At 48.1% G+C, this 13688-nt stretch carries 12 protein-coding genes; 10 read left to right on the top strand and 2 right to left on the bottom strand.

Going from position 1 to position 13688, the window contains the following annotated elements; all coding sequences use genetic code 11:
- Positions 1-124 precede the first annotated feature (124 nt).
- A complete protein-coding gene (locus tag N6G83_RS16030) occupies positions 125-598 on the top strand; it encodes a hypothetical protein (RefSeq protein ID WP_211136540.1) in 474 nt (157 codons plus the stop codon).
- 87 nt (positions 599-685) lie between these two features.
- Here N6G83_RS16030 and N6G83_RS16025 read toward each other — a convergent pair whose 3' ends face one another.
- Positions 686-826, bottom strand: a complete 141-nt coding sequence (locus tag N6G83_RS16025) for a DNA polymerase III subunit theta (RefSeq protein WP_211136541.1) — start codon at positions 824-826, stop codon at positions 686-688.
- A 369-nt stretch (positions 827-1195) separates the two neighbouring features.
- Between N6G83_RS16025 and N6G83_RS16020 the strand changes: the two genes are divergently transcribed.
- Complete coding sequence (locus tag N6G83_RS16020; RefSeq protein WP_260523990.1) at positions 1196-1450, top strand: hypothetical protein; 255 nt, start codon at positions 1196-1198, stop codon at positions 1448-1450.
- Between the two features lie 84 nt (positions 1451-1534).
- Here the strand turns inward: N6G83_RS16020 and N6G83_RS16015 are convergent, their stop codons facing one another.
- The gene (locus N6G83_RS16015) at positions 1535-1747 is read right to left on the bottom strand and encodes a hypothetical protein (RefSeq protein ID WP_260523989.1); all 213 of its coding nucleotides are present in this window, start codon (positions 1745-1747) and stop codon (positions 1535-1537) included.
- Between the two features lie 943 nt (positions 1748-2690).
- Here N6G83_RS16015 and N6G83_RS16010 point away from each other — a divergent pair.
- From N6G83_RS16010 to csy2, 8 genes are all read left to right on the top strand, one after another.
- Positions 2691-3818 carry a fimbrial protein gene (locus N6G83_RS16010; protein ID WP_248006673.1) on the top strand — a complete coding sequence of 376 codons (1128 nt, stop codon included), beginning with the start codon at positions 2691-2693 and terminating at the stop codon, positions 3816-3818.
- 542 nt (positions 3819-4360) lie between these two features.
- On the top strand, positions 4361-4906 hold the full coding sequence (locus N6G83_RS16005; protein WP_024529955.1) for a fimbrial protein: 546 nt from the start codon (positions 4361-4363) through the stop codon (positions 4904-4906).
- Positions 4907-4965: 59 nt separating this feature from the next.
- Positions 4966-5670, top strand: coding sequence for a fimbria/pilus periplasmic chaperone (locus N6G83_RS16000; protein ID WP_024529956.1), 705 nt, complete (start codon positions 4966-4968; stop codon positions 5668-5670).
- A 146-nt stretch (positions 5671-5816) separates the two neighbouring features.
- On the top strand, positions 5817-6128 hold the full coding sequence (locus N6G83_RS15995; RefSeq protein ID WP_211136329.1) for a FimD/PapC N-terminal domain-containing protein: 312 nt from the start codon (positions 5817-5819) through the stop codon (positions 6126-6128).
- Positions 6129-7132: 1004 nt separating this feature from the next.
- A complete protein-coding gene (cas1f, locus tag N6G83_RS15990; RefSeq protein WP_211136330.1) occupies positions 7133-8113 on the top strand; it encodes a type I-F CRISPR-associated endonuclease Cas1f in 981 nt (326 codons plus the stop codon).
- Complete coding sequence (cas3f, locus tag N6G83_RS15985) at positions 8110-11376, top strand: type I-F CRISPR-associated helicase Cas3f (RefSeq protein ID WP_211136331.1); 3267 nt, start codon at positions 8110-8112, stop codon at positions 11374-11376. The genes cas1f and cas3f overlap by 4 nt, the downstream gene beginning before the upstream one ends.
- Before the next feature lie 31 nt (positions 11377-11407).
- Complete coding sequence (gene csy1 / locus N6G83_RS15980; protein ID WP_211136332.1) at positions 11408-12760, top strand: type I-F CRISPR-associated protein Csy1; 1353 nt, start codon at positions 11408-11410, stop codon at positions 12758-12760.
- Positions 12757-13680 carry a type I-F CRISPR-associated protein Csy2 gene (gene csy2, locus N6G83_RS15975; RefSeq protein ID WP_211136333.1) on the top strand — a complete coding sequence of 308 codons (924 nt, stop codon included), beginning with the start codon at positions 12757-12759 and terminating at the stop codon, positions 13678-13680. The genes csy1 and csy2 overlap by 4 nt, the downstream gene beginning before the upstream one ends.
- The last annotated feature ends 8 nt before the right edge of the window (positions 13681-13688 follow it).

Genomic DNA, 13688 nt, shown 5'->3' with positions numbered 1-13688 from the left:
AAGTGATCGAAGCAGCTGAAAGGACGCGAAACAAGCAGCCCGCGTAAGTGGGCCTTTTCTTTGAACGGAGTGACGCTGTGAAGTAGGGGTGGTAGGATGTTTTGATATTTTAAAGGAGGCTGTCATGGTTGTGAAGTGTAAAGGTATTTTCGTTTTTTTTATTTTATTAATCACCCCCTCAATTTTTTCTCTTTCTTTTGCTGAATCCGCTAAGTCATATGAGGCTAATGGGTGGAGCTACACAATTAGTAAAGACATAAATGGAAGGTTGGTATATGAGAACTCAATAAAGCCAGATGGAGGTAATATCATCAGCTTTCTCGGTGTTTATGGAAAGGGAAGCGTGATTCAGGTTCAAGTGAAAGACGGTGTACAGTGTCAGGCTATTTGTGAAAATTTAATTTTCATTGGAAATAAAGAGCCAGTAGCGGTCAAGAGCTACTTTGATGGCGTGTTAACTCTAAGGGTGGATAAACCAACTTTAAATGATATTTTAAATGCGAGTGATTTAAGGGTTTCTATTATTACCAGTTCAGGCGGAAGCAAAACTCTTCGTTTTAATTTGGAAGGAAACCCGTTCAACGGAAATGTGCAGTAAAAAAAACCAAAGCCAAACTTAACTGCATCTTAAAAGTTGGGAACCCAACTGAGTAAGATGCATTTTCATATCTAAATTCTGAGGTCATCAATGGCAGAGACGATCAAGAAAATACTCTCGAAGGTGTGACGGCTGCTGTGATGCCACTTCGGCGGGTATCACTGGCATGTTCATGCGCTCTTTGTAAGCAACGCCGGACGCCGCTAAATCGACGTTAACTCTATCCATTTAGGCTGCCGGGATTGTACGACTGGGACATAGATTCCTCCTGGTTGGGAGGATTATAGCGCGATTACTTGATAGGGGGAGGTGTGTTGTCAGCATTGCGGCGCGGTGCTATCAAAATGGATGGCCCGGAGAGAGCGGCCACCCCGATAACGAAACCGCACATGATCAAACATTCCCAAAGTTTTATCTACTTGTATTCTTTGATTCATTATACAGCATTATAGACCGTTACTATATATTTAAGTAAATTCTCTGTCGTTAATGGTTTTTATCCCGTTTTTTGTTTTAAAGTACATAATAAATTGATTTTTTTCGTCTTATTTGTAATGTTTATAATGCATGCCGATTAATTATATAAGGATTTTATTCATGAGAAGTAAATTAAAAAACTTAGTATTTGTTACAATGTTAACTGCTTTTTGGAGTACAGGTTCAGCGGCCTATCCAACAATGGAGCACTCAGGGGCAGGAACCATAAGTGTTGGTCCGTGGAATTTAGTTGATAATACAAAAACCATTTTTCCTTATTGTATATATCAACGAACAGTAAAGCGTGGCGGTAAAGTTATACGAATTGAAGAAAAAGCCACTTATCAAAGTTTTTTGGTTTGTAGGCAGCCTTAATGTCTAATGATTAGTTCCATAATCCGCGAAGTATATAGTATATATTCGCGGGTTTTTCATTCTTAGTCCAGTAAACTAATCGATTCATAAGTTGTAGCCAAGGTAGGAATAGTCATCTGGATCACAGTCGATGCAAATCCTCGACTGGCCGTAGAACAAAGCGAATATCATTTTTTCCCACTTCGACCTGATGCTGTTTGTGGTCACAATGCGCTGGATTAGCGTGTCATCAATGGTGGCGCTGTACACCTCATAGATCTGATCGCCGTCCAGCAACTCACCATCAATGGCGCGCATGTGAAGGTGGTTTTTAAGGCTGTATTCTGAGCGTAGCGAGGTGCCGTACCGACTTTCCTCTTTCTTCTCCCTCTCGAAGAAGAATCCTGCGTAGTGGCTGCCGTAACTGTCCTTTTCCTAGAGACGCAGATCGGGAGTTTCCAATCGTTCTACGTTGATCCAAATGGGCTATGGCGAACATCTCGGATAATGATAAAAAGTTCGCGTGTGTAGTCACTAGGTCGAATTTTCTCCGCTCACCACCACTATGCTAAATTGGATGGAAATTAACCGCAGGTGTCTATGGCTCTGGACGAAGAGAGATGTGGATCGGTGCGGCAATTCTTGAACTGGTTCGCCATGGTCAGTGAGTTGACAGGATAGCCACCGGGAATGCTATGGAATCAAAACGTAGATCGTTGGCAACACACTTCATAAAGGGGTATGCCGTACAGGCAGCTTAGAAAACCATGTGCGCTAACAACCCGAAATAACGTTTGATTACTTCCGTAGATAATGACTATGAAGGGGCGAGCAACTCGACCTTAGACCATGCGCCCTTATGCTGAAGGAGTCACCGCTGCCAGCACCGTGATCAGCAATGTAGTCTATTCTAATCAGTATCAATAGTGAGTTGTTGAAGGGGACTCATCCCTTTTTAACTCCCGTTGGGCCAGGAGTTTTGATGAAGCTTTTTCTCAAAATATGGCGTGTCAGATTGGCACTTTTTCCGGTTCTGTCGCATTGAAAAGGCTTTATCTTCGTTGCCTGGTTGCGGCTGCTTACTCAACGTGACGGGTTTCGTTAATGTCAGCTTGAAAGCCACGACGCGCAGCGAATATGGTGGTCTTAAACTGGCTTGGCATCGGGTTCTGACATCGCAAATGACAAACGTGGTGCGCCTTTAGCGCCAGAGGTAAAAATGAAGGGGATAATACAGGGTACGATAGGGGTGCTTTTGCTCATGTCTGCCAGCAATAGTGCCTGGGCTGCGGTAGTCTGTTCACCGATGAATGGCTCCCCACGTACCGATAATGTGACTCTGTCTCCTGCAGCGATCTCGGCGGGGAGTGATCTTCCAGTCGGAACGGTGATTTATCAGGGCCGATGGGTGAGTGGTGCTACCGGCTTCTCGGTGATGTCCTGTGACTCGCCGACGGATACCTCAATGTGGCTTAACATTGCGTGGACAGTTGAGCAGGCACCCCTTCCCCTCGCCAACTGGGCGGGTAGTCCTTTCGGTGGCGCTGTCTATCAGACCAGTATCCCAGGGGTAGGAATTGCCATCTCCCGCAATAATAATGGTGATGCAGCCATATTAGGCAAACCTAACTATCAGTTTCCGGCGGATGTGAACAGCCTGGTGACAGGGGGATCCTATAAACCTTTTCTGTCTAACAGAACGATCTATGCAACGTTGATCAAAATTGGCGCTATTAGACCGGGTAGTTACACCCTCAATGCGACGACATTGCCAACTGCCGCACTCTCGGTTGTGAATCCGATAAGTTATCCGGCGACAACCGGGCTTCCCATTAAAGCGTACATTATCAAGTTTCAGGGGCAGTTAACGGTATCGGCCCAGACCTGCACTACGCCAGATGTGAATGTTAATCTGGGGAGTTACGATACGCGGCAATACTTTACCAGGCAGGGGGCAACCACTCCGTGGGTTGATGCTTCGATCACCATGACCAACTGCCCAACCTTTTATGGTTATTATAATGCCGCCAACAGTACATTAATGTTTGACTATGCTATCGGCTCCGGGCAGGTAGCCAACTCAACCAATAATAGTATTGGCGTGCGATTGACCCCGACAACTTCAGTGATTGATGCTGCCAATGGGATTATGGCTATTGATTCTACAGTACCCGGTGCAGCATCGGGGGTGGGGATACAGCTCGGTTGGGGAAATAGCAGCCAAACGCCGTCGCTGTTTAACTTTGCGGCAGAGCAGTCAGTAACGCTACCAAAAGACGGTAGTCCGACAATTCGTGTTCCATTGGCTGCTCGTTATATTCAAACCGCTTCTGGGACTTCGCCAGGCAAGGCGAACGGCAAAGTCACGTTTACGATTAACTATTACTGATTAATGAAATACCCTACGGGTAAGCGGAGCTATCGATGTATCGCTGCCAAAACCCCTTAGTGTTGTACCTTTCTTTTATATATCAATGGGCTTCTTGTTTTTCTTATATGGCGTTTCAGTGCGGTTAGAACAATTAAGAAATGCGTTTTTTCATATAAGAATTATGTATAACTTATTGATTAATATGTCTATAAGTGATTTTCCCTGCGTTTTATACTACTTCACTCAGAATATTCCGCATTCAGCGGTAATATTTATTCCAACAGCAAGGCAGTATGCAGTACCAGACGGATGGTTCGTGATAGGTAAGGGATAAAGGTTCGCTGAAATGGCTTTCAACAAGGAACTGTCGTTCATTGATATCTTGTGAATGTTTCTTGTCTTCATTTAATTTGATAGCGCCAGTTATTGTCCTGCATTTCAAATGCTGTGTGATTGCCGATATATGCTCGCCATATTTATAGAGTTATGTATTGCAAAAATATATCCACCCTCCGTGGGTAACCTAATAGTTTAATGACGCAAGGTAAATAGGAATAAATATGAAAAACTTAACAATCGTAGCTTCTCTGGTTGCAGTATTTGGTTCAGTGGGTCTGGCTCAGGCTGCTTCTACCGGTACCATCACCTTCAACGGTGAACTGACCGCCAACACCTGTGATGTCGTAGTCGATGGCCAGACTGCAGACGCCACTGTCGTGCTGCCAACCGTCGGCACCAACCAGTTGAACGGCGCGACCCAAACCGCCGGTGAAACAGGTTTCGTGATGGCACTGAATAACTGCTCAGGCACACTGCAGACTGCCTCCGCCTTCTTTGAAGCGGGTGCTTCGGTAGATTCCGTGACTGGTCGCCTGAAAAACCTGACCGGTACAGCGTCCAACGTCAGTCTGCAACTGCTGGATGCGTCCAGTGCGTCTCAGGCGGTGATCCAGGCAGGTAACGCGAACCAGGTGACCAACACCACGTATAAAGATGTTACCAGCGGTAGCGCTACTCTGCCTTATGCAGTGCGTTATTATGCTGAAGGAGCCACTACTGCTGGCACCGTGATCAGCAATGTAGTCTATTCTATTCAATATCAATAATCAGTTTTCGAAGGGGGAGTCGTCCCCCTTCTTATCTTCCGTTGGGTCAGGGGGTTTTTATGAAACTTTTTCCTCTCAATATTGCGCGTCAGGTTGGCACTTTTGCAGCGATTGCCCTATTCAGCAGCAGTAGCCTCGCCAGCGTGGTACTCAGCGGTACACGGGTGATTTATCCATCGGACGCCAAAGAAGTCAGCGTCAAAATCAATAATGTCGGCCCCTCGCCGGTACTGCTGCAGAGCTGGATAGATAATGGTGATCCCAACGCCAAACCTGCGGCTATCAAAGTTCCCTTTGTACTGACTCCACCGATGAACCGGGTGGAGCAGGGTAAAGGCCAGACACTGCGTATCAGCTATGCTGGCGGAAGCTTGCCAATGGATAAGGAATCAGTGTTCTGGCTGAATGTGCTGGAAGTGCCGGCCAAGAGCGAAGCCAAAACGAGCGAAAACCGTCTGCAAATGGCTTTCCGCACCCGGATCAAGCTGTTCTATCGCCCTGCGGGCCTGCAAGGCAATGCCAATGATGCTTATAAAACCGTCACCTGGAATACGCAAGGCGGTAAAGTACAGGCAACTAACCCCACGCCGTTTTATGTCAATTTTGTGAACCTGTCAGTCAATGGCAAAAAACTCGACAACGCCATGGTGGCACCACGCTCAAGCATGGTGCTGAATCTGGCTGGAAATGGGGGCAACAAAATCACTGGAAGTGTTGTTAATGACTATGGCGCGGTCAACGCCTTCGATGCTGTAATAAAGTAACATGCTAATATATATCAGTATTATTATTTTAAAGTCGTAGTGCTTGACCCGGTATCAAGCTCTTGAGGCGGCGGGATGTCAAAATTTTGCGCTACGCTATCCGGGAGCTATTCGCCTCTTTGGTGGTAGTGGCGCTATAGATTTTTGTGGCGGTAAGCGTCAATGCGGTAACTGAAAATGCGCCGCAAACCAGCGCCAAGAGCCTGGAGTTCGACTCGTCTTTTTTGAATGTTGATGATGTACAGTCGATCTATCTCAGCCGTTTCGCCGAAGGTGCCTCCAGGTTGCCCGGAATTTACAAAACCGCGCTGTATGTTAATGGTCAACTGATCCGTAATACCGATATTGAATTCAAGTCTTGGGCCGATAAGTCGGTCTATCCCTGCCTGACCAGCGACATTAATAAAAATATTGCGTACAACTTTTCTCCGCTGAAACTCTTCCGCACGGTGGTATAAAAAACGAGCCACATTCACCCTTGGTAGCTCTGTAATCATCATCTGAAGCTGTATCTATCCATGAGACTGGTAGTATGTGTCGTTCTAGACCCTAATTTTGGGGTGGTTATTAACTAATTGATTTTAAAATAAATTAATGGCGTGAGTGAAAAAAGGTTTTCCAGAGGATTTCAAAGGTTATTGTTTAAGTAACAGAGAATTAGCGCTAGGATGTAACAGTTCACTGCCGTACAGGCAGCTTAGAAACATCGCTAACGTGAACTGGGCAGCATTCGATCGTTCACTGCCGTACAGGCAGCTTAGAAAAAGCACATCATCAGGATCGACAATTTCACGGCGTTCACTGCCGTACAGGCAGCTTAGAAAACCTTACCATCCCCGCACACGATAGCTTCAATGTTCACTGCCGTACAGGCAGCTTAGAAAATACCAGAGCAATCGATAGAGTATGCCTCTCTGTTCACTGCCGTACAGGCAGCTTAGAAAAGCAGACCTCGAGTGAGTGAACTCAACCACCTGTTCACTGCCGTACAGGCAGCTTAGAAATTGATGCCACCGTCATCTTTCAGAATGTCCAGGTTCACTGCCGTACAGGCAGCTTAGAAATGAAGCAGCTCCACCGATGCCACCAGACAATCGTTCACGGCCGTACAGGCAGCTTAGAAATTTCCCGTTTCTGCGAATCCAGCCCCGATTTTGTTCACTGCCGTACGGGCAGCTTAGAAAAGCCAGCGCGAGCCGGTTTTGAACTTGCGGCAGTTCATTGGCGCACCGCCAACTTTCACCCCAAGATTGTTTTTATTATTAAGCTAACTGATATAAATGATTCATAATTTGTATCTATCTCTATGATTCATCATCAATATAAATTAGATGAAAATCTAACATCAATCACTCTATACAGTGAGCCTATTATGTTAAAACAACAATATCGCGTTGGCATCTGTCATAGGTAATCACGTCTTGGATGACTTTATGGCATAAAGCAGGGATGTTTTCATTTAATGCAAAATCAATTTTCGCCTTCTGATCTAAAAACCATCCTGCATTCAAAGCGTGCGAATCTTTACTACCTGCAGCATTGTCGGATCCTAGTCAACGGCGGCAGGGTGGAATACGTTACGGATGAAGGTAAGCAATCCTTGTATTGGAACATCCCGATCGCTAATACCACAGCTGTAATGTTGGGGACGGGAACTTCTGTTACTCAAGCGGCAATGCGTGAGTTTGCTAAAGCCGGGGTGCTGGTTGGATTCTGTGGCGGCGGTGGTACACCTTTATTTGCCGCCAATGAAGTGGAGGTGGATGTCTCGTGGTTAACCTCGCAAAGTGAATATCGCCCCACGGAATATTTACAGCATTGGGTCAGCTTCTGGTTTGATGATGATAAGCGCCTGGCTGCGGCAATTGCTTTTCAGCAACAGCGTATCGCTCAGATCCGCACTCACTGGCTTTCTTCACGTATGCAGCGCGAGCAAGGATTCAATATTGACGCGGCACGGCTTAATCCAGTGTTAGACAGCTTTATGCAACGTTTATCTTCCTGCCAAAATAGCAATGATGTCCTGGTGCAAGAGGCCGTTATGACCAAGGCGCTCTATAAACTGGCGGCCAATGGTGTGAATTACGGCGAGTTTAGCAGAGCTAAGCGCGGTGGTGGGGTCGATACCGCTAACCGGTTTTTGGACCATGGCAATTATCTGGCGTATGGGCTTGCTGCTACAGCGGCTTGGGTCATTGGTTTGCCACATGGATTGTCGATACTGCATGGTAAAACCCGACGCGGTGGCCTGGTATTTGATATCGCCGATCTGATTAAGGACGCTTTGATTCTACCGCAGGCTTTTATTGCCGCTATGGCAGGGGAAGACGAGCAGGAATTTCGCCAACGCTGCCTGCGCGGGTTTCAACAAGCGGATGCGCTGGATGTGATGATTGATACGCTGAAAGAAACGGCGGAAAGTCTATCTCAGGTGGGCAAGTGAATATTTTGCTGATTGCACAGTGCAATAAAAATGCATTAGTAGAAACTCGCCGCATTTTAGATCAGTTCGCGGAACGCAAAGGTGATAGAACCTGGCAAACGGCTATAACCCTGGAAGGGCTGAATACGCTAAGAAAACTGCTGCGTAAAACCGCCAGGCGCAATACTGCGGTGGCTTGTCACTGGATAAAAGGCGGTAATCAGACCGAACTTCTATGGATCGTGGGCAATCTCCGGCGTTTTAACTCCGAGGGTTCGGTGCCGACCAATACTACCGAGCGCGATGTCCTCCGCAGCCAGGATGAAAATAGCTGGCATAGCGTAGAAGCGATTGCGTTGATGGCTGGGATTGCCGGGCTTTTTCATGATTTCGGTAAGGCTAATTTCTTATTCCAGAATGGATTACGTGGCAAAGGGAAACATTTCCAACCCTATCGGCATGAATGGGTTTCATTGAGACTGTTTTGTGCCTGGGTAGGAGAACGTAGCGATAAACAATGGATAACGGCGTTAGCGGCGATCGACGAGAGCGATGAAAACCAGATGATAACCGCGCTGGTAAAGGACTCCGTTGACGCTTTTATCAATCCATTTCTCTCTTTGCCTCCGCTGGCAACAACCATTGCCTGGTTGATTGTCTCTCATCACCGTTTGCCTGCTTACCCTAACAGGGATCAGGAAAGTGGGAGCCCGCCAGAGTTAAAGGATATGGATGGCTGGTTAACAACACAATTGGTTGCAGAGTGGAACTCCACGAACAGCCTAATTGAAGGTTGGACAACGGAAGAACACTATGCGGTATGGGATTTCCCGCATGGCACGCCAATGCGCAGTGCTATCTGGCGTGAAAAAGCACGCAAATTTGCCCAACGCGCGTTGCAATTACCCTCATTGATGCAATTTGCTGTATTGGAACAACGTTTCACCAGCCATATGGCGCGTTTAGTGCTGATGTTGGCAGATCATCATTATTCATCTTTAGCGCCGACGGCAGGTTGGCAAGATGCTGATTATCAAGCGTATGCCAATACCGATCGCCTAACCGGTGGATTGAAGCAACAACTGGATGAGCACAATATCGGTGTGGGGCAGAACGCGTTGTTATTGGGGCGAAGTTTACCGCATATCCGCGCCACATTACCGGCAATCACGCGTCATAAAGGTTTCAAACAGCGAAGTAAGACAGAGCAGTTCCGTTGGCAGGACAAAGCTTATGATCTTGCGTGTGCCGCGCGTGAACGATCGGTTAAGCAAGGTTTCTTTGGCGTTAACATGGCTTCTACGGGCTGCGGCAAAACGTTTGCTAATGCGCGAATTATGTATGGCTTGGCCGATGAAAAGTCAGGCTGCCGCTTTTCTGTTGCCTTAGGGCTTCGCACTTTAACCTTGCAAACCGGCGATGCTCTTAAAACCAGATTAATGTTGGATGATGACGATCTAGCCGTATTAGTGGGTTCTGCTGCGGTGCGGGAACTGCATCAACTCAATAATGATAAAGCTGAACTGCGTGGTACAGGCAGTGCCTCGGCAGAGGAGCTGTTCGCCGAACATCACTATGTCAGCTACGGTGGCAGTCTGGACGATGGGCGCTTAAGCCGTTGGTTGCAAGGTAGTGGCAACTTGCACAAGCTATTGAGTGCACCGGTATTAGTGACCACTATCGACCATCTGATTGGTGCGACCGAGGGTGTGCGCGGGGGCAAGCAAATTGCACCGATGTTGCGCCTTATGACTGCCGATCTGGTGTTGGATGAACCGGACGATTTTGATATTGCCGATCTTCCCGCGTTATGCCGCCTGGTCAACTGGGCTGGAATGTTAGGTTCCCGCGTGCTGCTTTCTTCCGCCACTTTACCGCCTGCGCTGGTTCAGGCGTTGTTTAATGCATATAAAGCGGGCCGTGCTGATTATATGCAAGTGTGCGGCCAGCCTGATTCGCCATTAAATATCTGTTGTGCCTGGTTTGATGAGAACGATGCCATCCCGCACGATATACAAGGTGCGAAAGATTTTAAAGCTGCGCATGAGGCGTTTGTCGCTCAGCGAGTGGCAAAACTGCAAAACATCGCGGTATTGCGCCGTGCACAGTTGATTGCGGTGCAATCGACAAACCAGCAGAAAAGTACGGTACTGGATAGCGTGGCGGAAACACTATCGGTCGCCATGAGGCAATTACATACGCTTCATCATCAAGAACATCCCGAGGGTAAAACCGTGTCGTTGGGGGTGATCCGCATGGCAAATATTAATCCTTTGGTGGCGGTAGCTCAGCGGTTATTGCGCATGCCTGCGCCAGAGAATACTCGAATTCATTATTGTGTTTATCACAGCCAACATCCATTGGCGATGCGTTCACACATCGAGCGGCGATTGGACGAAACCCTGACGCGTTATTGCGAAACGGCGCTGTGGCAAATCACAGAAATAAAACAGGCATTGGCGAATTATCCAGAACAGCATCACCTGTTTGTGGTGCTGGCGACATCCGTTGCCGAGGTAGGTAGGGATCATGATTACGATTGGGCCATTGCCGAACCGAGTTCAATGCGTTCGTTGATCCAATTGGCAGGGCGTATTCAGCGCCACCGGCAGAAGCCTTGTACGTCGCCGAATCTGCATATTCTGCAAAAAAACGTGAGGGCGTTACAGGGTAACAAACCGGCTTATTATCGGCCAGGGTTTGAGTCTGAGAAATACCGGCTACAACTCAATAGCCACGATCTGGCGGAGATTTTGCAGCCCGCGCAATATGAAACGATTAGTGCAATTCCCCGAGTACAGGAATCTTTGAAACTGAGAGCTCACGATAATTTGGTCGATCTGGAGCATGCCTGTTTACGCAGCGTATTACAGGGGCGACAGGATCTTGAGGGCAAATATTACGCTGCGCTCTGGTGGCGCAAACAGGCCACCTGGTGCGCAGAACAGCAACGAGTGAGCCCGTTTCGGCAATCTACTGAGGAAGAACCGCATTATCTGTGGATGGAAGATGAAGTGGATAGGCCGCGCTTTAAATTCCCAGATATTGTCCCTGGCCAGTGGAAGCCCAGCGATAACTTTCGCGAGATTGAAGTGGTTTTCGCCGAAGGGATTGGCGCATGGATCACGGAGGACTACCCCACAATTTACCAAGGGCTGGCCGATATGCTGGAGATGGAACTACCCGAGGTGAGCCAGAAATTCGGTGAGATAAACCTACGAAAAAACAAGGCAGATCAATGGCATTTCCACCCGTTGTTAGGGGTGTTTGGCGCACTCGAATGAATAATCTAATAACATTGAGGTAAGGAGGCGTATGAGTCAGAACGGATTAACCGCTTTAATTGTTGAATATATCGCCAGTCGAAAACAGCCCAAGTTGGAGGCGCTTGAGAAAGAGACGGCAAAAAAACTGGCTGTGCTGACTGATTCCGAAGAGATCGCAGTTGTTAAACAAACGGCATTAGAGCAGCGGCAGGAGCTAGAGAAAAACTATGCACCACGCAATTGGCTGACCGATGCTGCTAGCCGTGCCGGGCAAATCAGCTTGGTGACACATGCGCTGAAATTCACTCACAGCGATGCCAAGGGCAGCAGTATTTTCAGTTCGGGTTCGCTTGAGCAGACAACGAATACTCTTTCTACCTCCTCATTATCGCAACCTGCTGTTGATGCGGTCGGCAACGCGGCGGCATTGGACGTGGCAAAATTGCTACAGTTGGAATATGAAGGTGAGTCACTGATCGCCTGCTTGGGTCGCGACAACACTGTGCCGCTGGCGGAATTGGCAGAAAATCCTCAACAACTGGAACAGTGGGTAGCAGGGTTCAAGCAGGTATTAACCGATAAACATCTCTCTTCTCACACTTTTGCCAAGCAGATCTATTTCCCGATAGGGCCGGGCGAATACCATTTACTGAGTCCGTTGTTCTCTTCCTCGCTGGCTCATGCAATGCACAGCCGAATCAGCGAAGCGCGCTTTAGCGATGCCTCCAAAGAGATATACCAAGCCTTCAAAACTGGTGATTGGCACCCTGATCCCCGTGTGATTTATCCCAAAACGGCAGTGGTAAATATGGGGGGGACCAAGCCGCAAAATATCTCCTACCTTAACAGCGTACGCGGTGGCCGAGCTTGGTTACTGCCTTGCGCTGCGCCGATATGGCAAAGCCAGAATAAGCCGCCGTTGAACCAGAACTCTATTTTCCAAGAGCGTAAAGCATTCTCGGCTATGGCGAGAGACGCTGTGTGGCAGTTGAAACAATACCTGCGCAGCCTTAATCCGCAGGATCGAAATGTAGAGATCCGCCAGCAGCGTGCTGCCTTCGTGGATGAGATTGTCGATACTTTGTTTAGCTATGTGGCCGGTATCCAAAACAGGGAAGATTGGCAATGCTGGAGCATGGAAGAAGGGTGCCAGCTCTCGCGTGCTCAGCAGTTGTGGCTCGATCCATGGCGGATTAAACAGGATGAAGATTTTCAGTTCGAGCGTGAAGGTGGGGATTGGAAAAAGCAAATCGCTATCGACTTCGGCGTTTGGCTAAATCACCAGTTAAAAACTGAAGAGATGAGGTTTAGCGAGGTTGAACGCCGTGAATGGTCAACCACGTCTTTGTTTAAACGTCGCCTGCGTGAGTTTGAGCAAGAGTTTAAGGAGGACTTCGCATGAGCGCGCTGATCGTATTACGTCACGTTCGGGTGGAGAACGCCAATGCCATCGCCGGGCTGACCTATGGTTTTCCTGCTATCACTCACTTTCTCGGCTACAGCCATGCATTATCCCGCAAATTGCAGCAGAGCCATGGTTTAACCTTGGCAAACTGCGGTGTGGTCTGCCATCAGCAGCAGCTCCATGCGTATTCATCCGGCCGTGATTATGCTTTTGCCTTGACACGCAACCCATTGACGAAAGAGGCGAAAACGGCAGCGTTCAACGAGGAAGGGCGGATGCATATCACGGTTTCGTTATTGATGGAGTGCCACGGCACCATCGTTAACGGCGATCAAGGCGCTAAAGCGTTGGAAGCGCACCTTGCCGAGGTGTGTCCAACCCAGCGCTTGGCCGGCGGCGTGATCACCGACATTGGCGCGATTAAGGTGATGGGGACTCCTGACAAACCAGAAGATCTGCGTAAGCTGATGCGCCGTTTGTTACCCGGATTTGCTTTGCTCGATCGTTCTGAGTTACTGACCAGTCATTATCAAACGTTGCGCGAGAGTAACCCACAGGCGGATCTAATTGACGCATGGCTAGACTTTGCGGCGCTGAAATATCAGGCGCAGGATGAACAAAATCCTCAATGGTGCTACCAGCCAAAACCTGCTGCTGGTTATCTGGTGCCGCTTCAGACTGGGTATCGTGCGATCTCTCAACTCTATGCACCGGGTGAAGTCGAGAAATCACGTGATCCAACAACGCCTTTTCGTTTTGCCGAGCCTGTCTATGGTATTGGCGAGTGGCGCAGTCTTCACCGCATTACCGATCTGAATCAGTTGTTATGGCAATACCATCATCAAGGCGATGACTACCTCTGCCGCAGTGCGGTGCCGGTCATCACGGAAGACTACCAATTTAACGAAGAAGATTAACTTAAAGG

The sequence above is a fragment of the Serratia sp. PL7 genome (genome assembly GCF_945957435.1).
This window is presented reverse-complemented; position numbering and strand designations above follow the sequence as displayed.